The organism is Desulfovibrio legallii (assembly GCF_900102485.1).
GTDB lineage: Bacteria > Desulfobacterota > Desulfovibrionia > Desulfovibrionales > Desulfovibrionaceae > Desulfovibrio > Desulfovibrio legallii_A.
In genome coordinates this window covers 63,608-89,636 of the sequence record NZ_FNBX01000008.1, presented here as the reverse complement: position 1 = coordinate 89,636, position 26,029 = coordinate 63,608, and the positions used below count along the sequence as shown (strand labels likewise).

The following is a 26,029-nucleotide window of genomic DNA, read 5'->3' as shown; positions in this document are numbered from 1 at the left end:
GCGTGGCCGGACGCCGGGGCGCACGGGCGTTCTGTGCCCGCCCTTCCGGCATGCCCACCAGCAACATCATTTTTGTATGAGGGTCTTATTATGGCATGGACGCAAGTTTACGATCCTGTAGGCGGAGCGGTGGTCTCCGCCCTGCTGGCAGCCATCCCGCTGTTCAGTCTGTTCTACATGCTGGCCGTACGCCGGGCCAAAGGGCATTATGCCGCCCTGGTGGCGGTGGCCCTTTCCTTCATTCTGGCCGTGGCCGTGTGGGGCATGCCTTTCGGCACTGCTGTGGGCGCGCTGACGTATGGCGTGGCCTTCGGCCTCTTCCCCATCATCTGGATCGTCGTCACGGCGGTGTGGGTGTACAACATGACCGTGGAATCCGGCGAATTTGAGTTCATCAAAGAATCGCTGGCCCGGCTCACCGACGACCGCCGCCTCCAGGCCATTTTCATCGCCTTTGCCTTCGGTTCCTTCCTTGAAGGCACCGCCGGCTTCGGCACGCCCGTGGCCATCACCGCCGCCATGCTGGCCGGTCTGGGCTTCAGGCCCCTCTACGCCGCCGGCATCTGTCTGATTGCCAACACCGCGCCCGTGGCCTTCGGGGCCATCGGCATCCCGGTTATCGTGGGCGCGCAGGTCGCCGGTCTGAGCGATCTGCATGTGAGCGCCATCGTGGGCCGTCAGCTGCCCTTCCTCTCCATTATCGTGCCCTTGTGGCTGTGCGTGGTCATGTGCGGCTTTAAGCGCGCCATGGAAGTGCTGCCCGCCATTCTGGTGGCCGGCGTGAGCTTTGCCGCTTCCCAGTTCGCCTTCTCCAACTTCCACGGCCCGACCCTCCCCGACATCATGTCCGCCATCATCACCATCGTGGCCATGGTGCTGCTGCTGCGCGTGTGGAAGCCCGCCCGCATCTTCCGCTTTGAAGGCGAAAAGGAAACGCCTATCACGGGCGAGGCCCCCAGCTTCGGCGTGGTGCTGCGCGCCTGGCTGCCCTACATTATCCTGGCTCTCATGGTCTTCTTCTGGGGCCTGCCGCAGTTCAAGGCCATGCTCAACGCCGTGCCCGGCGCGGTGATCAAGTTCTCCTGGCCTGGCCTTGACGGCATGGTCAACAAGGCTGCCCCCATTTTGGCCGCCGGCAAGAACCCCAACTATCCCGCCGTGTTTGCCCTGAACTGGCTCTCCGCTGGCGGCACGGCCATTCTTATTGCCGGCTTCCTTTCCGTGCCTCTCATGAAGGGCTACAGCTTCGGCAAGGCCGTGGGCTGCTTCTTCCGCACCATTTACCAGCTGCGTTTCCCCATCCTGACCATCGCCACCATCCTGGGCCTGGCCTACCTCATGAACTACTCGGGCATGAGCTCCACCCTGGGCATCGCCTTTACCCTGACCGGGCCGCTCTTCCCGCTCTTCTCGCCCCTGCTCGGCTGGCTGGGCGTGTTCCTTACCGGGTCGGACACCTCGTCCAACGCCCTGTTCTGCGGCATGCAGCGCTCCACGGCTGAAGTGGTGGGCATGGACCCCTACCTGGCCGTGGCCGCCAACTCCTCCGGCGGCGTTACCGGCAAGATGATTTCGCCTCAGTCCATCAGCGTGGCCACCGCGGCCACGGGCCTGGTGGGCAACGAGGGCAACCTCTTCCGCTTCACCCTGGGCCACAGCCTGGCCATGACGGCCTTCATCTGCGTGCTCACCTATCTCCAGGCCGGCGTGCTGCACTGGATGCTGCCGTAGCCGACCATTTGACTTACTGCCATGACAAGGCCGCCCTTCGGGGCGGCCTTTTTGCGGTCCCGTCCTTTTTGCGGCCGGGGCTCGTCCTTCATGGCTGCGGCCCTGATGGAGCGCTGCGCCTGATGCTTGCCTCTTATCCACGCCCCTTTCCGGCTTTTTGCTGCCGCTGGGGCCGGGGCATTGCCGTGGCCGCCGCCCGCGCCGAAGAGGGCGGAAGGCAAAAGGGAAGCCGCCGCAGGGGAGAAGACGGAGGCCGCGCGGACCGCCCCCGCGGCGCGCTTGGCTGCGCCGGGGAAACAGAGTATTCTGACCGCCGGACTCAGTTTTTCTCTCAACACAGGAAGATGGTGATTACGATGGAAAGAACAAAACTTGCCCCTTTTGATTGCGCCAAAGAGCTTTTCGCGGCCCTGCCCAAGGGCGTGCTGCTCACGACCAAGGCCGGAGACAAAGTCAACAGCATGGTCATAGGCTGGGGAACCCTGGGCATCGAGTGGCAGACGCCCGTCTTTATCGCCTTTGTGCGCGAGCACCGCTATACCAGGGAAATGCTGGACAAAAATCCGGAGTTCACCGTCAATGTGCCGGTGGGCGCGTATGATAAGAAGATCATCGGGGTCTGCGGCGGCAAGAGCGGAAGGAATCTGGACAAGGTGCAGGCGGCCGGGTTGACCCTGGTGGAACCCGAAGTCGTTTCCGTGCCGGCCGTCAGGGAATTTCCGCTGACCCTGGAATGCAGGGTGGTCTACCGCCAGCAGCAGGACCTCGCCGCCCTGACCCCCAAGCTCAAAGACGCCTGCTACCCGCAGGATGTGGACAGCAGCAATGTGGGCGCCAACCGGGATGCGCACATCGCCTACTACGGTGAAATCGTCAGTGCCTACCTGCTCAAGTAGAGCAGATTAACTTTGAGAATATGCATTCTCAAAGTTTAAGATACGCTCGTTTCGGCGCGTAACAGCGCAAATAAATTGCGCTTGCGCCTCCACAGCGGGCGTCTGCGCACGCAGCCGCAAGGGCATTTCAAGGTTGCAATGCCCTTGCAGGGCAAGGACCGCTGCCGTTGCTCGCGGCGGCCGTTGGGCCACGACGCCCGGCGGCCGCGCCCGCAACGGCGCGCATTTCCGGGCCCCCTCGCGGCGTGGGGGAGGCTACGCGGTCTCCAGAATCCGGCGGGCGGCGGCCACGTCGGCGTTGATCTGGGTTTTAAGATCCTCCACGTCGGCGAAGCGGCGTTCGTCGCGCAGGCGGTCCACAAAATCCAGGCGCAGGGTGCGGCCGTAGAGATCGGGGCAGTCTTCCAGCAGGAAGGCTTCCACGCTCAGCTCGTTGCGGCCGAAGGTGGGTTTGTGGCCCACATTGGTTACCGAGGGCCAGGCGCGGCCTTCCAGGGTCACGCGGGTGGCGTAGACGCCCCTGGCGGGCAGCGCCACCTGCGGGTAGCGGATGTTGGCCGTGGGGAAGCCCAGGCCCCGGCCGCGGCCGTCGCCGTGGACCACGGGGCCGCTGAAGCCGTAGCAGCGGCCCAGCAGCGCGGCGGCCTCGCGCACGTCGCCCCGGCCGATGAGCCTGCGCAGGACAGTGGAGCTCACCACCGTGCCGTCCACCACCACGGGGGCGAGCTGCTCTACGCTGAAGCCTTCGGCCGCGCCCAGGCGGCGCAGCTCCTCCACATGCCCGCAGCGGTTGCGGCCCAGGGAAAAATCGTAGCCCACCACCAGGCGGCGCAGATGCAGGGGCAGCAGGCAGCGGCGGACGAACGTTTCCGCGTCCAGGGCGGCCAGGTCGCGGTCAAAGGGCAGTTCCAGCACCTGCGGCACGCCCAGGGCCGCCAGGCGGTCCAGGCGGTCCTGGCGGGTGCAGAGGGGCATATGCCCCTGGTCGGGAAAGAGCACCAGGCGGGGGTGGGGCCAGAAGGTCAGCACCACGGGGGTGAGGCCGTCTTCCCTGCAGACCGCCAGGGTTCTGCGGATAAGAGCCTGGTGCCCCAGGTGCAGACCGTCGAAGTTGCCGATGGTGACGCCCGCGCCGGCGGGCGCGCCAAGAGATACCACGGAGTGTGCGATGTTCATGCCTGCGGCTTCCGAAACGTGGCCGGCTCAGATCAGCCGGGCGAATATGAAGTTGTAGCGCTGGCGGATGTGCAGCACCAGCTTGAGGGTCATGTTCCTGGCCTGTTTTTCGTCCTGTCGGGTAAAGGAGCACAGGTGCCGGGCCACGGGGCTGAAGTCCGCATCGCCCCGGGGCTCCAGCATGCCCCAGTATTCGCTGGCGCGGGTCAGCAGGGGGGCGCACTGGCGGTCCTTGCGGTTCTGGCGGTACTCGCGCTGAAACTGGACGAACATGGCGTCCGCATCCTGCGGGAAGGAGCGGCCCAGGGCCAAGCGCCACAGGGCCATATACAGGGCGCGCAGCTCAAAGAGCATCTGACGGCGGCGCAGAAACTGCAGCCGCCCCACGCGGAGCAGCTGCAGCTCCACCGTGAAGTCGGCGTCCGCCAGCAGGGCCGCGAAGTTGTCCAGGGCCGTGCGCACCGCTTCCGCGGGCGCGGCGGCCACAAAGGCGATGGCAGGGCTGGGGGCGACGTCTGCGGCGGTCATGGATTTTAGGCAGTTTCCGGGTTGGGGGCTTCGCCCGCCTTGCGGCGGCGGGAAGAACGTTTGCGGCGGCGGCCCGTGCGCGGGGCGGCGGCTTCGCCTTCTTCGGCGGGCGCGGCGGCCTCCTCGTGGCGGTGCGGGCCCTTGGGCGCGCGGGGCCGCTGGCGGGAGCGCGCCGGGGCGCTCTGATCGGGAAAGCGGTTTTCGTGCAGGCTTTCCTGGTGGCAGGCGTCCAGCAGCATGGCCAGCAGCAGCACGTTGTCTTCTTCGTCGTTCTGGGTGGCCAGCTCGTGGGCCAGGGGGGCGTAGCGGGCCACGCGCATGCGCTCCAGGCCCGTCAGCGTGCGGAAGCGGGCCTCAAGGATGGCCGTGAGGCGCGTGCCGGCCACCCGCGCCACGTCGTCGTCCGTGGGCAGGGGCAGCTCCATGAGGGCGATTTTGTAGTGCTTGGCGATGCGGTCCAGCTCCATGCGCTGCATGACGTCCACCAGAGAGATGACCGTGCCCGCCGCGCCCGCGCGGCCCGTGCGCCCCGCGCGGTGGATGTAGCTTTCATGGTCTTCGGGCGGCTCAAAAAGAAAAACGTGGGAGAGTTGGGGGATGTCAATGCCGCGCGCGGCCACGTCCGTGGCCACCAGATACTGCAGGCGGCCCTGGCGGATTTTTTCCAGCACTTCTTCGCGCCGGGCCTGGGTCAGGTCGGCCGAAAGCTCGTCGGCATTGTAGCCGAAGCCTTGCAGCACGCCGGTCACATAGTGCACGTTGGCCTTGGTATTGCAAAAAATAATGGCCGAAGCGGGGTTTTCCGTTTCCAGCAGGCGCACCAGGGCGCGGTCCTTATCCATGGGCTTGACCTGGCAGAACAAATGCTGCACCGCCGCCACGTGCACTTCCTTCTGCGAAAGGGAGAGCATGGCCGGGGCGGCCATGAATTCCTCCGCCAGCTTGAGCACGTGCGGCGGATAGGTGGCCGAGAACAGGCAGGTGTGGATGCGCCGCCGGGGCAGGTAGCGCTGGATTTCTTTCATGTCCGGGTAAAAGCCGATGGAAAGCATGCGGTCGGCCTCGTCAAAAACCAGCTCCCGCAGGGATTCCAGGTCCAGCGTGCGGCGCAGCAGGTGATCCAGCACGCGGCCGGGCGTGCCCACGATAAGCTGCGCGCCCTCGCGCAGGGCGTCCATCTGCTTTTTGTAGCCCACGCCGCCGTAAACCGCGGCGGTAAGGATGCCCGTGCCTGCAAAAATGGTGGCGGCCTCGCGCTCCACCTGCACGGCCAGCTCCCTGGTAGGGGTCAGCACCAGGGCCTGCGGGGCCTTGAGCTCCGGCGCAAGGCGGGGCAGCATGGGCAGCAGGTAGCAGCCCGTTTTGCCGCTGCCCGTGCGGGACTGGACCATGATGTCCCGCCCTTCCAGCAGATAGGGCAGGGCCAGAGACTGCACGGGCATCAGGCTTTGCCAGCCAGCGCGGGTGCAGGCCCCGCGCACGGATTCGGGCAGATCTTCCAGCGTGACGCCGGGCAGGGCGTCCTCCGGCTCGCTGACGGCAATGCCTTCCATATTTTCCAGGGGCGACGGCTGGTTGGGGGCTGTTGCGGGCTGTTCCGCCGGTGTGGTTTGCTGCTCTGCGTTCAAAGTGTCATGGTGTTCGGACATGTATGTTCCCGGCGGCGAGTCCGCCTTATTCTGGAGTTTTTGTTAACACAGCAATGTGCCACAGTCCGGCGTGGCGCGCAAGGCCTGCCGCAACCCCTTGCGCATTGCGGTTGCAGCCGCTATATTAAAGCGTTTTGCATCGAAGCGACGCCCAAGGAGAACGCCCCATGCCCCAGATGCCGCCTGCCGCGGATTTTGCCCCCGACTTCAGCAAGGGCCTGGTGCCCGCCATCGCCCAGGATTGCCAAAGCGGCGAGGTGCTCATGCTGGCCTATATGAATGAAGACGCCTGGCGCAAAACCCTGGAGACGGGTGAAGCCCACTACTGGAGCCGCAGCCGCCGGGAAATCTGGCACAAGGGCGGCACCTCCGGCAATGTGCAAAAAGTGCGCGCCCTGCGGCTGGATTGCGACAATGACACGGTACTCCTTCTGGTGGAGCAGCAGGGCGGGGCGGCCTGCCATACGGGCCGGCGCTCCTGCTTTTACCGTGAATGGAAGGACGGCCGCCTGCACGAATGCGCCCCGCAGGTCTTTGACCCCAAAATAGTTTACGGCGGATAAGGAAAAGCCCATGAGCGCGGAAACCACCCCCATCATCAAGCTCGGCGTGCCCAAGGGTTCGCTGGAAGAAGCCACCATCAACCTTTTTGAACGCGCGGGCTGGAAAATCCGCAAGCATACGCGCAACTATTTTCCGGACATCAACGACCCCGAAATCAGCGCCTCGCTCTGCCGCGTGCAGGAAATCGGCAGCTATGTGGCCGCCGGCGTGCTGGACGCGGGCATCACCGGCCTGGACTGGCTGGTGGAGCGCGAGCATGAAGACAAGGTGGTGCGCGTGGCCGATCTTGTCTACTCCAAAACCTCCAACCGCCCCTGCCGTTGGGTGCTGGCCGTGGCCGGCGATTCGCCCTACCAGACCCCGCAGGATCTGGCGGGCAAACGCATCGCCACCGAGGTGGAGGGCCTTACCCGCCGCTACTTCGCCAAAGCGGGCGTGGCGGTGGACGTCTTCTACTCCTGGGGCGCTACCGAGGCCAAGGTGGTGGAAGGCCTGGCCGACGGCATCGTGGAAGTTACCGAAACCGGCACCACCATCCGCGCCCACGGCCTGCGCATCATCGACGAGGTCATGCGCTCCTATCCCGTGCTCATCGTCAACAAAGAGGCCTGGAAAGACCCGCGCAAACGCGCCAAGGTGGAGCAGCTCAACCTGCTCCTGCAGGGGGCCCTGCGGGCCGAAAACCTCGTGGCCCTCAAGATGAACGCCCCGGCCGCCAACCTGGACGCCATCCTGGAGATGCTGCCCTCCCTCAATTCCCCCACCGTGGCCCCCCTGCGCGACACGCGCTGGCTCTCTGTGGAAACCGTGGTCCAGATCGACGTGGTGCGCGACCTCATCCCCCGCCTGCGCCAGGCCGGAGCCGAGGGCATCATCGAATACGGCCTCAACAAGGTGATCTGACGCCCCCTTGCCGCGTCCGGCGCGGCCAACCCATCCGGCGGCGCTGCGCACCGCAAGGAGCCCCCATGACCATGTCTTCCGACGACGACGCCAGCCGCGAGTTTCTGGAAAACCTGCCCGAACTGGCCCCCGGCGCGACCTTCTGCTTTGACTGCAACCCGGAAGTGCCCTGTTTTAACCGCTGCTGTGCGGAGCTGACCCTGCCCCTGACCCCTTACGACGTGCTCCGCATGCGCCGCCACCTGGGCCTGGGCAGCGAAGACTTCCTCAATACCTTCACCCGCATGCGCACCTTTCCGGATACGGGCTTCCCTTTGCCCCTGCTGCGCATGCTGGAAGGCCCTGGCGAGCCCTGCCCCTTTGTGAGCCCCGTGGGCTGCTCTGTCTACGACAACCGCCCCGGCGCCTGCCGCTTCTACCCTCTGGGGCGCGGCACAAAAATGGCCGAAGACGGCGTGGCCGAGCGCTTTTTTGTGGTGCGCGAACCCCATTGCCACGGTTTTGACCAGGGCACGGACCGCACCGCCGCCCAATGGCTTGAAAACCAGGGCCTCACCCCCTACAACGCCGCCAACGACCGCTACATGCGCCTTATGGCCATGGTGCGCGCCACCGGCAAACCCCTGGAATCCCGCATGACCACCATGGCCGTGCTCTGCCTCTACCAGCTGGACAAATTCCGCGAGCTCATCGAGCGCATGCGCATCTTCTCCCGCGTGGAAATAGACCCCGCCCGCCGCGAAGCCGTCATGCAGGACAGCCTCGAAGGCGATGTGGCCGCCCTTGACTTCGCCCTGGACTGGATGGAGCTGATCATCTTCGGCCAAAGCCAGGGCCTCGCCAAGGCGGAACCGCAAAAGTAGGGGAGAGATTTTGTGTGGGGGGAAGGGGACTTTTGTCCACAAAAGTCCCCTTCCCCCGCAAACGCCTTTTGCTCCCGTCCTTTCCCCCCTTCGCCCGGTATGCCCGGCTGGCCTTCAGCGGCGTTTTCTGTTTTACTGGGGGTTGCCGCACGGGGCCTTAGCCCCCCTTCCGCCTGCGGCAGGCCGAGTTGGCGTCATGTGGGATGTGTTGGAATATCTTGCCATTGTGGTTGCGCACGCCCTTTCCTGGGTGGCCGTAGGCCACGCGTTGCTCACCAAGCACGATCCGCGTGCGGCTCTGGGCTGGACGGTCACGGCCTTGCTTCTGCCCCTGGTGGGGCCGTTGCTGTACGCCTCGTTCGGCATCAGCCGGGCCGAGAGCCGGGCTACGCGCATCATGCGGCGGCAGGCTCCGCTGGAGCCGGACTACGCCCATCCGCCTTTGCCCAGCGCGCCGCCCGGCCATGTGCCGGAAAACATCGCCCGCATGGAGCATATTGGCCGCGTGCTCACGGCGCAGCATCTCAGCGTGGGTGACGCCATTTCCCCTCTGCACAACGGCGACGAAGCCTACCCCGCCATGCTCCAGGCCATCAATGCGGCGCAGGAGCGGGTTTACCTTTCCACCTATATTTTTAATGCGGGCCTGACGGCCGTGGCCTTTTGCGAGGCGCTGGCCGCCGCGGCCGCGCGCGGGGTGGACGTGCGGCTGCTGGTGGACGGCGTGGGCCAGTTGTATTCCCTGCGCCGCCCGTGGAAAAAGCTGGCCCGCCGCGGCGTGCGCGTGGCCGTGTTTCTGCCGCCGCGCCTTGTGCCCCCCAACCTGAGCATCAACCTGCGCAACCACCGGAAACTGCTGGTCTGCGACCAGACGGGCTTTACCGGGGGGATGAACATTGCGGACGAAAATCTGGCCGCCCGCGGGCGCAACCGGGTGCAGGACGTGCATTTTCGTTGCGAGGGCCCCATTGTGGACCAGTTGCGCCGGGCCTTTCTGCTGGACTGGGGCTTCAGCACCGGCCAGTATTCGCCCTTGCCGCCCCCCAGCACAGAGGCCAGGGGCGCGAGCCGCTGCCGCATCATCATGGACGGCCCCGGTTCCGACGAAGACCCTTTGAGCGACATCTTCTGCGGGGTCATCAACGCTGCCCGGCGCAGCGTGCGGATCATGACGCCCTATTTTCTGCCTTCGCACGGCCTGGTGGCGGCTCTGCGCTCCGCCGGGCAGCGCGGGGTGGACGTGCGGGTGGTGCTGCCCGCCAAAAGCAATCTGTTCTATGTCCATTGGGCCACCTTCCGCCTGCTGCCCACCCTGCTGGAGGCCGGGGTGCGCGTCTGGCACCAGCCGCCGCCCTTTGCCCACACCAAACTGCTGGCCGTGGACGGCTATTACAGTCAGATCGGCTCCTCCAACTGGGACGCCCGCAGCCTGCGCCTCAATTTTGAACTTAATATGGAAATTTTTGACCCCAAGGCGCACGACGCCATTGCCGCGCATATTGATGCGGCGCTGGCCCGCGGCACGGAGATCACCCTTGCCCGTCTGCGCGGGCTTTCCCTGCCTGTGCGGCTGCGCAACGCCGCCTGCTGGATTTTTTCCCCCTACCTGTAACCGCGCCTTACGCGCAAGGGTTTGCCCATGAGCGGCACACACGCCCCCACGTCCGCACTGCCCCCGGAATCGGCCGCACCGATTCCGGACGACGCCCCTTTGACCATGACCCCTTCCGGCCCTGAGGCGGCCGCCGCAGGCCCGGCCCCGCACGGCGCGCCTGCCGCCCCTGGCGCAGAAGCCTGCGCCGCGGGCTGTCCCCTGGCCCGCATTCCGGCTTCGGTCTGGCGCGGTCTGCTGCGTCCGCCTTTCCGGCGGCGGCATCCTTTTGTGTTCTGGGGCGGGCTTGCGGTATTGCTGGCGGCCCTGTTGTACGCCTTTTTTCCGGAAGGCGGGCTGGGCGGGCACGACCGGCTGGCGCTGGTCAACGTGCGCGGCCCCATTCTCAGCGCTGAACCCACTCTGGACTGGGTGCGCAAGCTGGAGCGCAACCCTAACGTCAAGGGCGTGCTGGTGCGGGTGGATTCGCCCGGCGGCGGCGCGGCGGCCTCGCAGGAAATCTATACGGCCCTGGCCCGCTTGGCCGAAAAGAAGCCCGTGGCCGTGAGCATGGGCTCTCTGGCGGCCTCTGGCGGGCTTATGGTCAGCATGGCGGGCCGTCGCGTGTTTGCCAATCCGTCCACCGTCACCGGTTCCATCGGCGTGCGCATGGACATCCCGCAGGTCCAGGGCCTGTTGCAGAAGCTGGGCCTGGGGCAGGAAACCCTGACCACGGCCCCTTATAAGGACGCCGGTTCCTATCTGCGGCCTCTGACCCCGGAGCAGCGCCGCTATTTCGCCGCCGTGCTGGAGGATATGCACCGCCAGTTTGTGGGCATTGTGGCTCAGGGCCGCCGCATGTCGCCGGACAAGGCTGCGGAGCTGGCCAACGGCAAGATCTACACCGGCCGCGAAGCGTTGGCGCTGGGGCTTGTGGATGCCTTGGGCGATCGTCAGGACGCCCTGGAATGGCTGGCCAGGGAATGCGGCGTGCCTGCGCAGCGGCCCCTGCTTTCCCCGCCGGAGGGTCGTTCCTGGCTTTCCCGCACGCTCAAAACCTGGCTTGGTCTGGATGTGAACGGCCTGGCCGGGCTGACGGAGAGCGCCGCGCCCGCATTTCTGTACCAGTTTTAGGGCATTTCAACCTTGAAATGCCCTGGCGGCTGCGTGAGCAGAGACGCCGCTGTGGAGGCGTAAGCGCAATTTATCTGTGCTGTTAAGCGCCGAAACGAGCGTGCCTTAAAGGCAGATTCTCAAAGGTAATCTGCTCTAGGTCCAGACCCGGCCGGAAAGGGGCCGCTGACGCCGTGTCCGCAAGGCCGCCGCGCCCTTGTATGCCGCGCTCGGCCCCACGGGAAGGGCTGCGCCGCAATTCTGGCAAGGGATGCCCGGTGCAACGGCCGGGGAAAGAGCGGGCCGGCGGGAATACATCGCAAGGCCGCAAAAGCGTCCGTCCGGGGTCCGCCCGGCACCTTGCCTGAGGAGAGAAAAGTTCCCCCTTCCCCCCACAAAAGTGCGCTATTCTTCCCCCGCAAAAGTCCTCTCGCCGCCGCTTCTGCCTGTGGTATAGGGCAGGCGTTCAAAGACCTTGCGGCGGGGGGTGAGGGAGATGTGGTAGTACTGGTCCTGGGGCACATAGATATAGGGGATGTCTTCTTGGCGCTGGCGGAGGAAGAGGGCGAGGAGCACGCGGTTGATGGCCTGGTGCCCCACGATGACCAGGGGGGTATCCCCGGCGAGGAAGAGGGCGCGGCGCAGGCCGCGCTGGACGCGCTCGCGGAGCATGGCGTAGCTTTCGCCTTTGGGGTAGGCGAAGCCGTATTTATCGGCGTTGCGGGCGCTGGCCACCTGGGGCATGCGCTGGCGGATTTCCGCGTAGCGCAGGCCTTCGCAATCTCCGGCCCAGATTTCGTCAAATTCGCGGAAGGCCATGACGTGGGTATGGGGGCGCTGGGCCAGGAGGGGGGCGGCGGTCTGGTGGGAGCGCAGACGGGTGGAGGTAAAGACCCAGTCGATGGGGCGGTCGCGCAGGTGTTCTGCCAGGGCGGCGGCCTGGGCGCGGCCGTGTTCGGTCAGGGGCGGGTCGCCGCCGATGCGGCCCTGGAGGTTGAATTCCGTCTGGCCGTGGCGGACCAGGTAGAGGCAGTGGACCCAGACGCTGACCACGATTTCGCGGATGGCGGGGTAGTAGGCGCAGCCTTCGCGGGGGTGTTCGGCCAGGATGCGGTTGGCGGTGGAATCCACGCGCAGCCAGAATTTTTCGTGGCGCAGGGGCTCGTAGATGTTTTCGTAGTAGCTGATGCGTTTCTGGAAGTTTTCCAGGGCGGCTTCTTCGGCATAGCCTGCGTATTCGGGCAGGGCGGTTTTGCGGCGGATGCAGGCGCGCAGCAGTTCCTGATCCTCATTGAGGCATTCGACAAACAGCAAAGGGTGATCGGTGAGGGTGCCTTCCATAAGTCGGCGGCGGGCGCGGCTGACGTTGGTGGCGTCCAGGATGGCCACGTCGCCGTTGCCGCCTTCGGGGGCGAGCCACTGGCGGGCCAGCTCCATGTTGTGGCGGCAGATCTGTTCGCGGGCCTGGCGGCCATAGGTGTTGTGGGGGTTATAGAAGTCCGGATCGGTGGAGGCCGCGCCCAGGCGGGCGCGGCGCACGTCGCCGTTGTTGAAGAGGCGGGCGCGGATGCCTTCGGCGGCGAGCCCGTCGCGGATGCGTCGGGCCAGGGTGGATTTGCCCCGCGCGGGCAGGCCCACCATAGCCACATAGAGCTTCTGCATGCGTTCTCCGCGGCCCGGAGCGGCGGTGGCGGCGGGCGGCGGCCCCTCCGCGGGGCCCTGGGTCTTGCGTTACTCCTGGGTAAAGCGGTAGAGCCGGACGGAGAGGGGCTGCATATTGCCCCGGTGCATGGCCGAGACCACAAAGGCGTAGTCGCGCGGGCTGCCCGCAGGCGGGCAGGGGCCGCGGTAGTGGCGGGTAAGGCCGCCTTCGGGGATCAGGCCGGAGCCGTCGTTATCCCAGCTGCCGCCGCCGAGGAAGAGCTCCTGGGCGTCGCCCGTGTATTCCACCAGCCGCACGTCGTAATAGTCGGCATCCGGGGGCGTGTTGGTCACCTGTATTTCGGGCGAGATGCGGGAGCAGCGGTGCACGTCGCGCAGGTTAACGGCAATGCTCATGTCGTGGGGGGCTTCCTGGGCGTCATCGTCTTTGGCCGCGCAGGCGGGCAGAAGCAGGGCGGCGCACAGGGCTGGCAGCAGAGCGCGCAGGCAGTTGCGGAACCGTTTAAAACGCATGGGGCCTCCACCATGGGTTTGCGTCCGCCGCGCAGGGGCGGCGAGCCGCGTCGACAAAAAGAGAATTGCTTTATGCGGCGTTTGGAAGCATAACCAATAGCCATGCCAAACACAACAACCATGGGGAGTCATGTTATGTCCATTCTTTCCCACAGCGTGGCGGGGTATCTGGACCACGCCTCCTGGATCCGGCGCATGTTTGAGGCCGGGGGGCAGTTGAAGGCCCGCTATGGCGAGGACAAAGTGTACGATTTCAGCCTGGGCAATCCCGATCTGCCCGCGCCGCCCGCCGTGGCGCTGGGCTTGCGCGCCTTTGCCGCCCATGCGGGCGAGCCTTTTGCCTTCGGCTATATGCCCAACGGCGGGTTTGGCTGGGCGCGGGAAAAGCTGGCTGCGCACCTGAGCAAGGAGCAGGGCGTGCCGCTCAAGGCCGATCAGGTCATCCTGGGCTGCGGCGCGGCCGGCGTGCTCAACGCCTTTTTGCGCGCCGTGCTTGACCCCGGCGAGGAAATGCTGGCCTTTGCCCCCTATTTTGTGGAATACGGCTTTTATGTGGCCAACCACGGCGGCACGCTGCGGGCCGTCATGAGCAAAAAGGACACCTTCGCCCCCGACCTGGAAGCCCTGGAAGCCGCCATCAGCGCCAAAACCCGCGTGGTGCTCATTAATTCGCCCAACAACCCCACCGGGGTGGTTTACAGCCGCAAGGATCTCACGGCCCTGGCCGAGCTGCTGGAAAACAAGAGCCAGGAATACGGCCGCCCCATCTGGCTGGTGGCCGACGAACCGTACCGCTTTTTGGCTTACGACGGGGTGGAGGTGCCCTCGGTGCTGCCGCTCTATCCCTATGCGGTGGTGGTGAGCTCGTTTTCCAAGTGCCTTTCCCTGCCGGGGGAGCGCGTGGGCTACGCCGCCCTGTCGCCCCGGCTGCCTGAGGCGGCGGAGCTCATGGCCGGGCTCACCCTCACCAACCGCATTCTGGGCTTTGTCAACCCGCCGGTGGTGGGCCAGCACCTCATGGCCGCCGCCCTGGACAGCCAGGTGGATCTGGCCGTGTACGCCGCGCGTCGGCAGGCCATGGCCCAGGTGCTGACGGAGGCGGGCTACGAGTACCTGATGCCCGCCGGGGCCTTTTACTTCTTCCCCAAAGCGCCGGGCGGCGACGACGTGGCCTTTGTCAACGCGCTGGTGGAGGAACGCATCCTGGCCGTGCCCGGTTCGGGCTTCGGCTGCCCTGGGTATTTCCGCCTGGCCTTCTGTGTGGACGAGGGCGTCATCCGCAACGCGGCGGAAGGTTTTGCCCGCGCGCGGGCAAAAATCGGCTAGGGCGGATTCCCTTTGAGAACAGGCCTGCTCAAAGTTTGCGACACGCCCGTTTCGGCGCGCAACAGTGCAAATGCATTGCGCTTGCGCCTGCACGGCGGGCGTAACGCCTATTCCGGCGCTTTGCCGCACAGCCGCGCTGGCAAGACGCCGCAAGGAACGACCATGCGCCATACCGCACTACAGCCTTTTCGCCTTGCCTGGGCCCTCTGCGCCCTGGTTCTGCTGCTGACGGCCACGGCCGCCCTGGCCAAGGACATCGGCGTGCAGGAGGCCGCGGCCCTGCTGCGCCGTCCGCCCGACGGGCTGGTGGTGCTGGACGTGCGCACTCCGGCGGAATACCGGGCCGGCCACCTGCCCGGAGCCGTCAACATGGACTACTTCGGCGGCCCCTTTGAAACGCAGATCCAAAGTCTGCCCAAGGATGCGCCCGTGCTGCTCTACTGCCGCACGGGCAACCGCTCCCAGGCGGCGCAGGAGACGCTGCTCAAGGCCGGGATCCGGAATATTCTGCACATGAAGGAAGGCGTCAGCGCCTGGCAGGCCCAGGGGCTGCCCCTGGAAAAATAGCCGTCGTCTCTGGCACGATTCCTGCTTTACTGGGGACGGGGAGGAAGTTTTTTCCTCCACCGTCCCTTGTTTTATGGAGGCAACCGTGAACTCCGCACTCTACATCGGCGCCACGGGCATGAAAGGCCTGAGTGAGGGCATGAATGTCATCACCAACAACCTGGCCAACATCAGCACCATCGGCTACAAGCAGCAAAGCATTCTCTTTTCCGATCTTATCTCCACGGATCAGGGGGGCATAGGCGACTGGTGGGGCGCGCAGACCGATTCCTATGTGGCGGTGGGCCAGACAGGCAAAGGCCTGCAGGTGGACACGGTGCGCACCCTGTTCAATCAGGGGTCTTTTGAAACCAGCAACACCGTGACGGACCTGGCCATCAACGGCAAAGGCTTCTTTCAGGTTACGGACGGCGTGAACCTCTACTATACCCGCGCCGGAGACTTCCGTACATATGAGGACGGCGTGCTGCGCACGCCCACAGGGCTCGCCGTCAACGGCTACATCTACAATGCCGACGGCACCAAGGGCGCGCTGCAGCAGGTGACGCTGGACAAATTCGGCACCATGGCGGCCAAGGCCACCAGCAGCGTGGATCTGCGCTGCAACCTGGGCCTTGAGAGCCAGAACAGCAGCAGCGAAACCGACCCCTATTTCAGCCTCATCGGCCAGTACAACGCCAACAGCTCGCCGCCCATAGACAGCTCCGCCTATGGCTACAGCACGGGCGTGACCCTCTACGGCGCGGACGGCAGCACCCAGACGGCCACCATCTACTACGACGCGGCCCCGGCCGACGGCGCCGATTCCGTGGTGCAGTTCCTCATCGCCAGCGACAAGACGACCACGGACGGCACCAGCGCCACCACGGGCTCCGGCCTGCTTATGTCCGGCACGCTTACCTTTAACAGCAGCGGCCAGCTTACGGACATGACGGCCTTTACCCCCAGCGCGGAAAACAGCGTGGACCTGGCCGACTGGCAGCCCGCCGCCCTCTCCGCCGGCGGCCTGCCGCAGATGACCGTGGACGGACAGACCGTTACGGTCAACCTGGGCATCAGCGCCTCCGGCGGCTGGAGCAACGCCCCGGCCAGCGCCGCCGACGTGGGAACCGACCCCGCCGCCCTGGGCGGCATGAACAACGCCAAGGTGGCCTCCAACGCCACCACTAACTATACAGACAGCTCTTCCACCACGAGCGTCACCAGCCAGAACGGCTACGCCGCAGGCACCCTCAACGGCATTGACATCGGCAGCGACGGCACCATCACCGGCTCCTACTCCAACGGCAAAAGCATGGACCTCTGGCAGATACCCATCTGCCGCTTTACCAGCGAAGACGGCCTGCGCCGCGAGGGCAACAACCTCTTTTCCGCCACGCCGGAAGCCGGACAAATGGACATGGGCGTGGCCGGCACTGAAAACTACGGCACCATCGAAGCCTACGCCACAGAAACCTCCAATGTGGATATGGCTACCGAAATGGTCAATATGATCATCACCCAACGCGGCTTCCAATCCAACAGCAAAGTCGTCACCACCGCCGACGAGATGCTCCAGAAAGCCATGGAGCTGAAACGGTCGTAAGCGAAGCGTGTTGTGTGTGGGCAATAGACTGTTTGTGGAGGGAAGGGGAAACTTTTCTCTTCTCAGGCAACGCGCAAGGCGTGCCCAGGACGGACGCTTTTGCCTCATTGCGAGGCATTTTCGCCGGCCCTCTCTCCCCTTCCCATAAACGCGGCTGTCTTTCCCTGGGAGTTGCGCGCGGCCTAAAGGGGCGGGCGGCCCTTGCGGCCGTCACTCCTGCAGCTGGTCCGTGAGATGCTCCAGGGAGTTGATGATCTCCAGAAGTTTGTTGGTCTCATGGCGGGCGTTGGTCATGGATTTGGCCGTATCCCCCACCACGGCGTTGACGTGGGCAATGGTGCGGTTGATCTCCTCACTGGCCGTGGATTGCTGCTCGCTGGCCGCCGCAATGGCCTTGACCTGTTCGCCGGTGTTCTCCACCGTGCCCACAATGTCCTGAAGGGCGGAGCCGGATTGCCCGGCAAAGTCCGTGGCCCGCTCCACCTGGCTTACGGCGTTCTCAGTGGAAAGCATGCTCTTGGAGGTGCTGTCCTGAATGGCCGTAATGGCCTTGGCCACATCGTTGGTGGAGGCCATGGTTTTTTCCGCCAGCTTGCGCACCTCGTCGGCCACCACGGCAAAGCCGCGTCCGGCTTCGCCCGCGCGGGCGGCCTCAATGGCCGCGTTCAGGGCCAGCAGGTTGGTCTGATCCGCAATGTCCGAAATGACGTTCATAATGTCGGAAATGGCCTTGGCGTGGCCGTCCAGCTGCGCCATGTCGTCCCGCAGGGCCAGGGAGAGGTCGTGCACGGCCTTGATGCTGTCCAGGGCGTTGCGCACTACCGCCGCGCCGCCCTGGGCTTTTTCGCGGGTTTCGGCCGAAGCCTCGGCGGCCACGTCCGCATTGTGGGCCACCTCCTGCACGGTGGCGTTCATCTGGTCCATGGCCGTGGCGGCCTCGGCCAGACGCCGCGCCGCCTGGGCCGCGTTTTCGTCAGACTGGCGGATGCCGCGGGAAAGGCTTACGGCAATGGCGTTGAGCGTTTCCATGGTCTCTTCCAGGGCTGCGGCCACCTCGGCCATGCGCTGGTTTTTGTCCGTGATCTGCTGCTGGGCGTTTTTCAGGGCCGTCATATCCACATAGAGGCACATGCCGCCCAGGCAGAGGCCCCCTTGATCATAAATGGGAAAAACGTTGGCCAGCACGTTGACGCGCGAGCCCTTGTGCCCGCCGATGGTGACCTCCAGATTGCGGAAGTACTGGCCGTTGCGGATGCTTTTGCCCACCGCCGTTTCCCTGCCGGGGTCGTTATAAAAAAGCTCGGCCAGGGTTTTGCCCAGGCAGGCGTCTATGCTGTTGTCGATCTCCAGCATGTTCAGGCAGTCCTGATTGGTGCTCAGGGCGCGTTCCTCCGCGTCCACCAGCAGGTAGGGCATGGGGATGCCCGCCAGAATGCCGTGCAGCTGCCCCGTGACCCGGCGCAGGTCGTCGCCCAGGTCTTCCAGAGCCGCGCGGAGCGGGGGCGGCGCGCCCGGCGTTTCTGGCAGGGGCGCGCCCTGACGCACGGCCGCCAGGGCCTCCAGAACGCAGCGCAGATCCGCCCCAGCCAGAATGCGAAGGCCCGCCAGCAGGCAGATCGCGGCCAGGGCCGCCCCCGCCGCGCCAGCCAGGGCCGGCGCGGCCCCCAGTTCCCCAGCCAGAGCGGCCAGGCCCGCCCCCGACAGCAATCCTGCACCGCCCAGCAGAAACGTCTTTTGTGACGAAAGCATGCGTCCCCCTCAGAAAAACGGGAAAATATAACCGATTCTTTGTGACTTAACGGCGGATCTGGGCAAATGTTAAGGGCGCGGCAAGGTTTTTGGGGGCCCGGCAGGGGCACGGAGGAGGGCGGCGCGCGCCGCAACGCGGAAAACGGCAAAAATGCTTGACAGGGAACCGGCAAAAAGGTATTGACACCCATTCAAGGCGGCTGGCGCTTGCGTTGGCCGTGCATCCTGATACGGAACTTGTTCCAGCGGGGTGGCCTGAAGGGGCCCCCTTTTTTTTGTCCTTGCGCTTGCGCCGCCAAAGGAACGCATGACCGAAGAAGCCTGCAAAAACGCCATAATCCGCCTGGTTGAGCCCCTGGCGCACGCGCTGGGCCTGGTGCTCTGGGGCGTGGAAATCGTCCGCGCCGGGCGCGTTCTGGTGCGGGTATATGTGGACGTGCCCGCTCTGCCGGGTCAGGCGAACGGCCTTGAGGCGGCAAATCCCACGGATCCCTCCCCGGACGACGCAGTGACGCCCGCCCTTTCCGCCAGTCTGGACCAGTGCGAAAAAATTTCCCGACAACTGGGCCTGGCCCTGGATGTGGAAGACTGCTTTGCCGACCCCTATGTGCTGGAGGTTTCCACCCCCGGCCTGACGCGCGTTTTTTTCAGCCCGGAGCAGATGCCCCCCTATGTGGGGCAGGTGGTGGAAGCCCGCCTGGAGCGCCCCCTGGTTCCTGAAGCGGCCGACGCGGCCCCGGCGGATCTGCCCGCCCGGCGCGTCTGGCGCGGCGTGCTGCAGGCGGCGGAAGGCGCGGCCTTTGTGCTGGCCCCTGTGCAGGTGAGCCAGGAAGGGGAAGTGCTGCCTGAGGATCTGCCGGCGGTGCGCATCCCCTGGGAGGCCGCCCGCCGGGTCAGCCGCATGTATGTGTTTCGCAAGCCGGTCAAGCCGGGCAAAGGGGCTGGAAAGGGCGCGGGGAAGCAGTCCGGAAAAGGCGCGGCCGAGGGGCCGGGCAAAAAAACCGGGAAGGGAAAGGGCGGTCGGCGCGGCGCGGATGCCGACGGCCAGCCTGACGCCGCCCCGGAATCGGCGGCCGCAACCGCGGCGGGCCGCAATCCCGGATAGTTTCCGACGCCGCCCCGCCCGCGCGGGCCTGCGCCGGAAGCAGAGAAGTTACGCCGCCCTTGGCGGCAGCCGGAGGCACAGATGAATCTTGAACTCAAAAAGGCCATTGATCAGATCAGCAAAGACAAGGGCCTGGACCGCAATATGCTCATCGAAACGCTGGAAGACGCCGTGCGCACCTCGGTGTTGCGCCGCTTCAGCGAAGATACGGACGTGGAGGTGAGCTATAACGACGAGACCGGCGATATTGAGGTCTATCAGTTCAAAATCGTGGTGCCGGACGGCGACCTGGCTAATCCGGACACGCAGATCGAGCTGGCCGAGGCCCGCACCCACGACCCTTCCGTGCAGCTGGACGACGAGGTGGGCTTCCGCGTGCGGGTGGAGGATCTGGGCCGCATTGCCGCGCAGTCGGCCAAGCAGGTCATCATTCAGCGCATGCGCGACGCCGAGCAGGGCATTATTTACGAGGAATACAAAGACCGCGTGGGCGAGATCGTCTCCGGCATCATCCAGCGGCGGGACAAGGGCGGCTGGGTCATCAACCTGGGCCGCACCGAAGCCATTCTCCCGCGCGAGGAGCAGATCCCGCGCGAGCACTACAAGCGCGGCGACCGCGTGCAGGCTCTGATTATTGAGGTGCGCCAGGAAGGGCGCGGCCCGCAGGTGGTGGTTTCGCGCTCGCACCGCGATTATATGGCCGCCCTGTTCCGGCGCGAAGTGCCTGAGGTGGACGACGGCGTGGTGCAGATCATGGGCGTGGCCCGCGACCCCGGCTCCCGCGCCAAGGTGGCCGTGCTCTCGCGCGAGCGGGACGTGGACCCCGTGGGCGCCTGCGTGGGCGTGCGCGGTTCGCGCATCCAGAACATCGTGCAGGAGCTGCACGGCGAGCGCATCGACATCGTGGTCTGGAGCGCGGACATCGCCACTTACGCCCGCAACGCCCTGGCCCCGGCCCTGGTTTCGCGCATTGTGGTGGACGAAGAAGAAAATCTGCTGGAAGTCATCGTGCCCGACGATCAGCTCACCAACGCCATCGGGCGCAAGGGGCAGAACGTCAAGCTGGCCGCGCGCCTGTTGGGCTGGAAGGTCGATATCTTTACTGAAACCCGCTACAACGAGGCCAACGCCATCGGCCACGGCCTGGAGCAGGTGGCCAGCGTGGCTGAAGTCTCCATTGAGGCTCTGCTGGCCGCGGGCTACAGCTCCCTGGACAAACTGCGGGAAGCCTCGGATGAAGAGCTGGCCGACAAGTTGACCATCAGCGCGTCGCGCATTGCGGACCTGCGCTCGGCCATCAACTTCCTGGCCCCGGTGGTGGAAACCACTCCCGAATCTTCGGCCGTCCACCTGGGCGGGCCCGCGGACGCGGCGGAAGACGCGCCCGATGAAGCCGAGGCCCCCGAAGCCGGGGAAGCGGCTGCGGATGGGGAAGGAACGTCGGCCGACGTTGCCCCGGACGCCGCAACGCCCGCTGCAGCTGAACGCGAGGGCGAGGCCTGAGCATGACGAAGCCGGAGCACGACGCCGGCCTTACGGCCGGGTCGGAAGGGCCGGTGCGGATGTGCGTCATCTGCCGCCGCCGGTTCGCCAAGGCGCAACTGACCCGCCATGTGCTCACGGCGGAAGGAATTTTGAGTATTGACGCTGCAAAAACCAGACCGGGCAGGGGCTGGTATGTGTGTTCCGATCCTGTCTGTACGGCCAGATTCGCCAAATTCAGGCCCGGCACACGGCGCAAGGGGGGTAACCATGGCTGATGCGAAAATAAAGATCAAACTTCTCGGCGAGGAACTCGCGACGGATCCCAAGGACATGCTGCGCATGCTGCGTGAAATGGGCATTGCGGCGCGTTCCGTTTCCGGCTCCGTGAGCCCGGAAGAGGCCGCCCGCGTGCGCGCGCATGTGGCGGAGCAGAAACAGGCTGAGGCCGAGCGTGCGGATACGCACCCCAACGTCATTGTGCGCCGTCGCCGCAAAGAGCCGCCCCAGGCCGCTGCGCCGGCCGCCAAGCCCGAAGCGCCGGCCGCGGCAGATCCGGAAGCTGCGCCAGCTCAGGAGGCCGCCGCTGCCGCTGCGGCCCCCGCGCCGGAAGCCGCGGCTCCGGCCGCTCCTGCTCCTGAGGCGCCCGCTGCATCAGTCCGCGCGGCCAGGCCCGCCCGCCCGGCGCCCGTCGGCGCGCGCGTGCTGCACCGCCCCGGCGATACGCCGCCCGCCGCTCCGGCGCAGGCCCCTGCGGCGTCTGAAACTTCTGCGGCGGCTGCCCCCGCCGCGCAGGCCGCCCCTGCGGCCCAGGCCGCGGCGGAACCCGCCCCTGCCGCTGTGCAGGCCGCTGCCGCCCCGGCGCAGGAAGAGGCGGCCAAGGCCGCGCCCAAAGTTGTGGAAGACGCGGCGGAAAAAGCCGCCCGCGCGGCGCGTCTGGCCCGGCCGGACGCCTCTGCCGTGCCCGAAGGTTCTTCCGCGCCCACCTTGCCGCCGCGCGCGCCCGAAAACCGCTCCGAGCGGTTCGAGGGCCAGAACGCGGCCGAAGGCGAGGCCCCTGCGCCGCGGCGTCCCCGGGCGGAAGCGCCCTCCACGCCGCAGGTGCGGATCATTTCCCGTCCGGCTCCCGGCAGCCAGCGTCCCGCGGCGGCCAGGCCGGCGGCGGGCGCGCGTCCCGGCGCGCCGCGCGACGGGGCTCCCCGGCCTGCGCGTCCTGGCAGCCCGCGCCCCGGTGCTCCGCGTCCCGGCGGGCTCGGCCAGCAGCCGCCCGCTCCCGGCACGGAAGGCCGTGAAGGGCAGAGCAAGAAGAAGCGCCTGAAAGGGCGGCGCACGGTAGATTTTCAGCAGGGCAATTTCGGCCGCCGCGACGATGACGACAGCGGACGGCTGAACCGCGGCAAGGGGCGTCGCAAGCCCGGCCGCGGCGCGCCTGTGGCCCAGGCCACCCAGCCGCTTAAGGCGGCCAAGCGCAAGATCCGCATTACGGAGGCCATCCGCGTGGCGGACATGGCCCACCAGATGGGCCTTAAGGCCAATGAGATCATCAAGGTGCTCTTCGGCCTGGGAGTTATGGCCACCATCAACCAGTCGCTGGATATCGACACGGCCACCCTGGTGGCGTCGGAATTCGGCTACGAGGTGGAGAAGGTGGGCTTCTCTGAGGACGACTATCTGCTGCCCAAGGAGGCGGACGCGCCGGAGAGCCTCAAGCCCCGTCCGCCCGTGGTGACCATCATGGGCCATGTGGACCACGGCAAGACCTCCTTGCTGGACGCCATCCGCAAGACCAACGTCACCGGCGGCGAAGCGGGCGGCATCACCCAGCACATCGGCGCGTACCACGTCAAGACCAAGCGCGGCGAGATTGTCTTTCTGGACACGCCCGGCCACGAGGCCTTTACGGCCATGCGCGCCCGCGGCGCGCAGGTGACGGACCTGGTCATTCTGGTGGTGGCGGCCGACGACGGCGTGATGGAGCAGACCCGCGAGGCCATCAACCACGCCCGCGCGGCCAACGTGCCCATTATGGTGGCCGTGAACAAGATCGACAAGCCTGGGGCCAATCCCGACCGCGTGCTGCGCGAGCTGGCCGAACTGGGCCTGCAGCCTGAGGACTGGGGCGGAGACACCATTGTGGCCAAGGTTTCGGCCAAGACCCGCGAGGGCCTGGACGCCCTGCTGGAAATGGTGGCTCTGCAGGCCGAGATCCTGGAGCTGAAGGCCAATCCGGACAAGCCCGCGCGCGGGCATATTGTGGAAGCCAAGCTGGACAAGGGCCGCGGCCCTGTGGCCACGGTGCTGGTGCAGGAAGGCACCCTGCACCAGGGCGACAACTTTGTCTGCGGCTCCTTCTCGGGCCGCGTGCGCGCCCTGAGTAACGACCAGGGCAAGAAGGTCAAGGAGGCCGGGCCCTCCCTGCCGGTGGAAGTGCAGGGCTTTGAGGGCGTGCCCGAAGCGGGCGAGGAATTCTTTGTGGTGGCCGACGAAAAGGTGGCCCGCCGCATTGCCGATTCGCGCATGGTCAAGCAGCGCGAGCGCGAGCTGGCTTCGGAATCCCGCGTCACGCTGGAGACCTTCCTCTCGCAGCGCGCTTCCGACCAGGAGACCTTGACCCTCAACCTGGTGGTCAAGGCCGACGTGCAGGGCAGCCTGGAGGCCATTACCGAGGCCCTCAACAAGCTGAGCACGGACAAAGTGCGCATCAGCGTGGTGCACGGCGGCACGGGCGCCATTTCGGAGTCGGACATTCTGCTGGCCTCGGCCTCCAAGGCCATCATCATCGGCTTCAACGTGCGGCCCACGGCCAAGATCAAGGACGTGGCCGAGCACGAGAACGTGGATATCCGCTTCTACGACATCATCTATAAGCTGGTGGACGACATCAAAAGCGCCATGGCCGGCATGCTGGCTCCGGTGCAGCGCGAAGTCTATCTGGGCCAGGCCGAGGTGCGCGAGACCTTCAACGTGCCCAAGGTGGGCGTTATCGCCGGCTCCTATGTGGCGGACGGCAAAATGGCCCGCAACGCGGGCGTGCGCCTGCTGCGCGACGGCGTGGTGGTCTACACCGGCAAGATTGCCTCGCTCAAGCGCTTTAAGGACGACGCCAAGGAAGTGGTCAAGGGCAACGAATGCGGCGTGGGCCTGGAGAACTTCAACGACGTGAAGACCGGCGACATCATCGAAGCCTTTGAAACTGTTGAGGAAGCCGCAACGTTGTAGGCAGTTGCAGCGCGGGCGTGCGGCGCTCGGCTCTGCTGTCGCCATCCCTAGCTTTCTCCGTCGCAAGGGCTGGCGCATCGAAGCCTTCGAAACTGTTGAGGAAGCCGCAACGTTGTAGGCAGTTGCAGCGCGGGCGTGCGGCGCTCGGCTCTGCTGTCGCCATCCCTGCAGGCTGCAGGCGCGTACAGAACTGCCTCCGGCGGCGCAGGGGGCGAGGCCCCCTGCGAACCCCTTTTCATCCTGGGTATGCCTGCGGCGTCCCTTGAGGGAGAAAAGTTTTTTGAAGGGTGGGGGGCGTGGGGGGAGGGGAACTTTTGTTCACAAAAGTTCCCCTCCCCCCACAAAAATCCTTCCCCCACAAAAATCTCCCCCGGAACCGTCGGGCGGCAGCGCGGGAGGGTGCAGGGATGTTCATGGCGGTGCTTACCGTGGAGTTCAGTTTGCACGGCAACGACAATCTCAAGGCCAAGCGGCGGGTGGCCAACAGCCTGAAGCAGAAGACCCGCAATCGTTTTAACGTGGCCATTGCCGAGGCGGGTACGGAAGAGAGCCTGACCAGCCTGCGGCTGGCGGTGGTTTCCGTATCCAACAGCGAGCGTCATTTGCGCAGCCGCATGGACAAATGCGCGCTGATGATGGAGGCGGTCTGCCCGGAAGAGATGGTGGACAGTCAGGTGGAGATATATGCTGCAGACTGAGCTTGTGCCCCAGGCTTACAGAGCGCATGCCGAGCGCATGGCGGCGGCCCTGACCGGGCTGGACCGCGTGGTGGTGGCCGCGCATGTGCATCCGGACGGCGACGCCGTGGGCTCGCTGGCGGCTGCCGGGCACATTCTGCGGGCGCTGGGGCGGCGGTTCATGCTCTACGCCCGGCCGGGGCTGCCGCGCTATCTGGATTTTTTTACTTTGCCTGCGCCGTTGTATTCCAGCCTGGAGCGCCCTCCGTTTGCGCCGCGCGCGGCCCTGCTGCTGGACTGCGGCGAGCCGGAGCGTCTGGGGCCGGAGCTGGCGGCAGCGCTGCCGAGGCTGAAAAGCGTGAACATCGACCACCATCTGGGCGGCAGCGGCATGGGCAGCCTGGACAACTGGGTGGAGCCGGAGGCCGCGGCCACGGCGCAGCTGGTGGGGTACACGGCGCTGGCGGCCGGGTTGCCGCTGACGGGCGGGCTGGCGCAGGGCGTGCTGCTGGGTCTGGTGACGGATACGGGCGGCTTTGCCCACGGCAACACCAGCGCGGCAGTATTGGCGCTTGCCGCGCACCTGGTGGCCGGGGGCTGCGATCTGGCGGCCCTGCGCGAGCGCATGGACAATACCTGGACCTTGGGGCATCTGCACCTGTGGGGCGAGCTCATGGGGCGGGCGCAGCTGCTGGAAAACGGCAGCGTGGCCTTTTGCCCCGTGTATCTGGAAGATTTTCGTCGGCACCAGGCCATGAAGGAAGACCTGGAGGGCTTTGTGGAGCACCTGCGGCGGCTGCGCGGCACGCGGGCGGCGGTGCTGCTGCGGGAGGACGCGCCGGAGCGCTGCAAGTTCAGCCTGCGTTCTTTTGGGCCGGTGGACGTGCGGGCTGTGGCCGCGCGCCTTGGCGGCGGCGGGCACCGCAATGCGGCGGGCGGCACGGTGCAGTTGTCCATGCCCGCGGCCCAGGCAGCTCTGCTGGAGGCCATCCGGCAGGAAGCGCAGGAGCGGGCGGTGGAAGAGGGCTCGGCGGCCCAGGGAACGGAAGCCGGTTCTGCAGCGGGTTCCGGGGCTGGTTCCGCAGCGGATTCTCAGGCCGGGCAGGTCGGCTTTTGACTTGCTTCGGCGC

General features: G+C 66.2%; 22 protein-coding genes. 16 read left to right on the top strand and 6 right to left on the bottom strand.

Annotated features, from left to right (window positions below; genetic code table 11):
- Positions 1-90 precede the first annotated feature (90 nt).
- Both BLS55_RS06430 and BLS55_RS06425 read left to right on the top strand, forming a co-directional pair.
- Complete coding sequence (locus BLS55_RS06430; RefSeq protein ID WP_092153534.1) at positions 91-1,731, top strand: L-lactate permease; 1,641 nt, start codon at positions 91-93, stop codon at positions 1,729-1,731.
- A gap of 356 nt (positions 1,732-2,087) precedes the next feature.
- Positions 2,088-2,627 carry a flavin reductase family protein gene (locus tag BLS55_RS06425; RefSeq protein ID WP_092153584.1) on the top strand — a complete coding sequence of 180 codons (540 nt, stop codon included), beginning with the start codon at positions 2,088-2,090 and terminating at the stop codon, positions 2,625-2,627.
- A 255-nt stretch (positions 2,628-2,882) separates the two neighbouring features.
- Here the strand turns inward: BLS55_RS06425 and BLS55_RS06420 are convergent, their stop codons facing one another.
- The 3 genes from BLS55_RS06420 to BLS55_RS06410 are packed head-to-tail and all read right to left on the bottom strand — an operon-like array spanning position 2,883 to position 5,980.
- Entirely contained in the window at positions 2,883-3,803 is a 921-nt protein-coding gene (locus tag BLS55_RS06420) for a bifunctional riboflavin kinase/FAD synthetase (RefSeq protein WP_092153532.1), read from the bottom strand.
- Positions 3,804-3,830: 27 nt separating this feature from the next.
- Positions 3,831-4,331: a hypothetical protein gene (locus BLS55_RS06415; RefSeq protein WP_257243154.1), complete on the bottom strand. Its 501-nt coding sequence runs from the start codon at positions 4,329-4,331 to the stop codon at positions 3,831-3,833.
- Between the two features lie 5 nt (positions 4,332-4,336).
- The gene (locus tag BLS55_RS06410) at positions 4,337-5,980 is read right to left on the bottom strand and encodes a DEAD/DEAH box helicase (protein WP_092153531.1); all 1,644 of its coding nucleotides are present in this window, start codon (positions 5,978-5,980) and stop codon (positions 4,337-4,339) included.
- A 176-nt stretch (positions 5,981-6,156) separates the two neighbouring features.
- Here BLS55_RS06410 and hisI point away from each other — a divergent pair, with 176 nt between their 5' ends.
- The 5 genes from hisI to sppA all read left to right on the top strand — a co-directional run bounded on the left by hisI (position 6,157) and on the right by sppA (position 11,035).
- Positions 6,157-6,543 (top strand): phosphoribosyl-AMP cyclohydrolase, encoded by a 387-nt coding sequence (hisI, locus tag BLS55_RS06405; protein WP_373886022.1) that lies wholly within the window; start codon positions 6,157-6,159, stop codon positions 6,541-6,543.
- Positions 6,544-6,553: 10 nt separating this feature from the next.
- The gene (hisG, locus tag BLS55_RS06400; RefSeq protein ID WP_092153529.1) at positions 6,554-7,447 is read left to right on the top strand and encodes an ATP phosphoribosyltransferase; all 894 of its coding nucleotides are present in this window, start codon (positions 6,554-6,556) and stop codon (positions 7,445-7,447) included.
- Positions 7,448-7,512: 65 nt separating this feature from the next.
- Complete coding sequence (locus tag BLS55_RS06395) at positions 7,513-8,310, top strand: YkgJ family cysteine cluster protein (RefSeq protein WP_180365412.1); 798 nt, start codon at positions 7,513-7,515, stop codon at positions 8,308-8,310.
- A 196-nt stretch (positions 8,311-8,506) separates the two neighbouring features.
- Positions 8,507-9,922, top strand: coding sequence for a phospholipase D-like domain-containing protein (locus BLS55_RS06390; protein WP_092153528.1), 1,416 nt, complete (start codon positions 8,507-8,509; stop codon positions 9,920-9,922).
- Between the two features lie 27 nt (positions 9,923-9,949).
- Positions 9,950-11,035, top strand: a complete 1,086-nt coding sequence (gene sppA / locus BLS55_RS06385; protein WP_257243153.1) for a signal peptide peptidase SppA — start codon at positions 9,950-9,952, stop codon at positions 11,033-11,035.
- Between the two features lie 384 nt (positions 11,036-11,419).
- Here sppA and BLS55_RS06380 read toward each other — a convergent pair whose 3' ends face one another.
- Together BLS55_RS06380 and BLS55_RS06375 are read right to left on the bottom strand one after the other, a co-directional pair.
- Positions 11,420-12,676, bottom strand: a complete 1,257-nt coding sequence (locus BLS55_RS06380) for a bifunctional nucleoside/nucleotide kinase/histidine phosphatase family protein (protein ID WP_092153527.1) — start codon at positions 12,674-12,676, stop codon at positions 11,420-11,422.
- A 69-nt stretch (positions 12,677-12,745) separates the two neighbouring features.
- Positions 12,746-13,189, bottom strand: a complete 444-nt coding sequence (locus BLS55_RS06375) for a YbhB/YbcL family Raf kinase inhibitor-like protein (protein WP_092153526.1) — start codon at positions 13,187-13,189, stop codon at positions 12,746-12,748.
- 135 nt (positions 13,190-13,324) lie between these two features.
- Between BLS55_RS06375 and BLS55_RS06370 the strand changes: the two genes are divergently transcribed.
- From BLS55_RS06370 to BLS55_RS06360, 3 genes are all read left to right on the top strand, one after another.
- Entirely contained in the window at positions 13,325-14,515 is a 1,191-nt protein-coding gene (locus BLS55_RS06370; protein ID WP_092153525.1) for a pyridoxal phosphate-dependent aminotransferase, read from the top strand.
- 162 nt (positions 14,516-14,677) lie between these two features.
- Complete coding sequence (locus tag BLS55_RS06365; RefSeq protein ID WP_092153524.1) at positions 14,678-15,082, top strand: rhodanese-like domain-containing protein; 405 nt, start codon at positions 14,678-14,680, stop codon at positions 15,080-15,082.
- Positions 15,083-15,167: 85 nt separating this feature from the next.
- Positions 15,168-16,667 carry a flagellar hook protein FlgE gene (locus BLS55_RS06360; RefSeq protein ID WP_092153577.1) on the top strand — a complete coding sequence of 500 codons (1,500 nt, stop codon included), beginning with the start codon at positions 15,168-15,170 and terminating at the stop codon, positions 16,665-16,667.
- A gap of 210 nt (positions 16,668-16,877) precedes the next feature.
- Here the strand turns inward: BLS55_RS06360 and BLS55_RS06355 are convergent, their stop codons facing one another.
- Positions 16,878-18,416, bottom strand: a complete 1,539-nt coding sequence (locus tag BLS55_RS06355; protein WP_092153523.1) for a methyl-accepting chemotaxis protein — start codon at positions 18,414-18,416, stop codon at positions 16,878-16,880.
- Positions 18,417-18,723: 307 nt separating this feature from the next.
- On the opposite strand from BLS55_RS06355, the gene rimP reads away from it, so the two are divergent.
- From rimP to BLS55_RS06325, 6 genes are all read left to right on the top strand, one after another.
- Entirely contained in the window at positions 18,724-19,521 is a 798-nt protein-coding gene (gene rimP, locus BLS55_RS06350; protein ID WP_092153522.1) for a ribosome maturation factor RimP, read from the top strand.
- Between the two features lie 81 nt (positions 19,522-19,602).
- Positions 19,603-21,024: a transcription termination factor NusA gene (gene nusA / locus BLS55_RS06345; protein ID WP_092153521.1), complete on the top strand. Its 1,422-nt coding sequence runs from the start codon at positions 19,603-19,605 to the stop codon at positions 21,022-21,024.
- 2 nt (positions 21,025-21,026) lie between these two features.
- Entirely contained in the window at positions 21,027-21,281 is a 255-nt protein-coding gene (locus tag BLS55_RS06340) for a YlxR family protein (protein ID WP_092153520.1), read from the top strand.
- Positions 21,274-24,222 carry a translation initiation factor IF-2 gene (gene infB / locus BLS55_RS06335; RefSeq protein ID WP_092153519.1) on the top strand — a complete coding sequence of 983 codons (2,949 nt, stop codon included), beginning with the start codon at positions 21,274-21,276 and terminating at the stop codon, positions 24,220-24,222. The genes BLS55_RS06340 and infB overlap by 8 nt, the downstream gene beginning before the upstream one ends.
- Before the next feature lie 407 nt (positions 24,223-24,629).
- Positions 24,630-24,920, top strand: coding sequence for a DUF503 domain-containing protein (locus BLS55_RS06330; protein WP_092153518.1), 291 nt, complete (start codon positions 24,630-24,632; stop codon positions 24,918-24,920).
- Complete coding sequence (locus BLS55_RS06325; RefSeq protein WP_092153517.1) at positions 24,907-26,016, top strand: DHH family phosphoesterase; 1,110 nt, start codon at positions 24,907-24,909, stop codon at positions 26,014-26,016. Before BLS55_RS06330 ends, BLS55_RS06325 begins: the two co-directional genes overlap by 14 nt.
- The last annotated feature ends 13 nt before the right edge of the window (positions 26,017-26,029 follow it).

Coding starts and splice junctions, on each gene's coding strand:
- BLS55_RS06425 (WP_092153584.1), top strand. CDS start 2,088: ATGGAAAGAACAAAACTTGCCCCTTTTGATTGCGCCAAAGAGCTTTTC.
- BLS55_RS06330 (WP_092153518.1), top strand. CDS start 24,630: ATGTTCATGGCGGTGCTTACCGTGGAGTTCAGTTTGCACGGCAACGAC.
- infB (WP_092153519.1), top strand. CDS start 21,274: ATGGCTGATGCGAAAATAAAGATCAAACTTCTCGGCGAGGAACTCGCG.
- hisI (WP_373886022.1), top strand. CDS start 6,157: ATGCCGCCTGCCGCGGATTTTGCCCCCGACTTCAGCAAGGGCCTGGTG.
- BLS55_RS06395 (WP_180365412.1), top strand. CDS start 7,513: ATGACCATGTCTTCCGACGACGACGCCAGCCGCGAGTTTCTGGAAAAC.
- BLS55_RS06355 (WP_092153523.1), bottom strand. CDS start 18,416: ATGCTTTCGTCACAAAAGACGTTTCTGCTGGGCGGTGCAGGATTGCTG.
- BLS55_RS06375 (WP_092153526.1), bottom strand. CDS start 13,189: ATGCGTTTTAAACGGTTCCGCAACTGCCTGCGCGCTCTGCTGCCAGCC.
- BLS55_RS06365 (WP_092153524.1), top strand. CDS start 14,678: ATGCGCCATACCGCACTACAGCCTTTTCGCCTTGCCTGGGCCCTCTGC.
- BLS55_RS06380 (WP_092153527.1), bottom strand. CDS start 12,676: ATGCAGAAGCTCTATGTGGCTATGGTGGGCCTGCCCGCGCGGGGCAAA.
- BLS55_RS06430 (WP_092153534.1), top strand. CDS start 91: ATGGCATGGACGCAAGTTTACGATCCTGTAGGCGGAGCGGTGGTCTCC.
- BLS55_RS06410 (WP_092153531.1), bottom strand. CDS start 5,980: ATGTCCGAACACCATGACACTTTGAACGCAGAGCAGCAAACCACACCG.
- hisG (WP_092153529.1), top strand. CDS start 6,554: ATGAGCGCGGAAACCACCCCCATCATCAAGCTCGGCGTGCCCAAGGGT.
- BLS55_RS06420 (WP_092153532.1), bottom strand. CDS start 3,803: ATGAACATCGCACACTCCGTGGTATCTCTTGGCGCGCCCGCCGGCGCG.
- nusA (WP_092153521.1), top strand. CDS start 19,603: ATGAATCTTGAACTCAAAAAGGCCATTGATCAGATCAGCAAAGACAAG.
- sppA (WP_257243153.1), top strand. CDS start 9,950: ATGAGCGGCACACACGCCCCCACGTCCGCACTGCCCCCGGAATCGGCC.
- BLS55_RS06390 (WP_092153528.1), top strand. CDS start 8,507: ATGTGGGATGTGTTGGAATATCTTGCCATTGTGGTTGCGCACGCCCTT.
- rimP (WP_092153522.1), top strand. CDS start 18,724: ATGACCGAAGAAGCCTGCAAAAACGCCATAATCCGCCTGGTTGAGCCC.
- BLS55_RS06370 (WP_092153525.1), top strand. CDS start 13,325: ATGTCCATTCTTTCCCACAGCGTGGCGGGGTATCTGGACCACGCCTCC.
- BLS55_RS06325 (WP_092153517.1), top strand. CDS start 24,907: ATGCTGCAGACTGAGCTTGTGCCCCAGGCTTACAGAGCGCATGCCGAG.
- BLS55_RS06340 (WP_092153520.1), top strand. CDS start 21,027: ATGACGAAGCCGGAGCACGACGCCGGCCTTACGGCCGGGTCGGAAGGG.
- BLS55_RS06415 (WP_257243154.1), bottom strand. CDS start 4,331: ATGACCGCCGCAGACGTCGCCCCCAGCCCTGCCATCGCCTTTGTGGCC.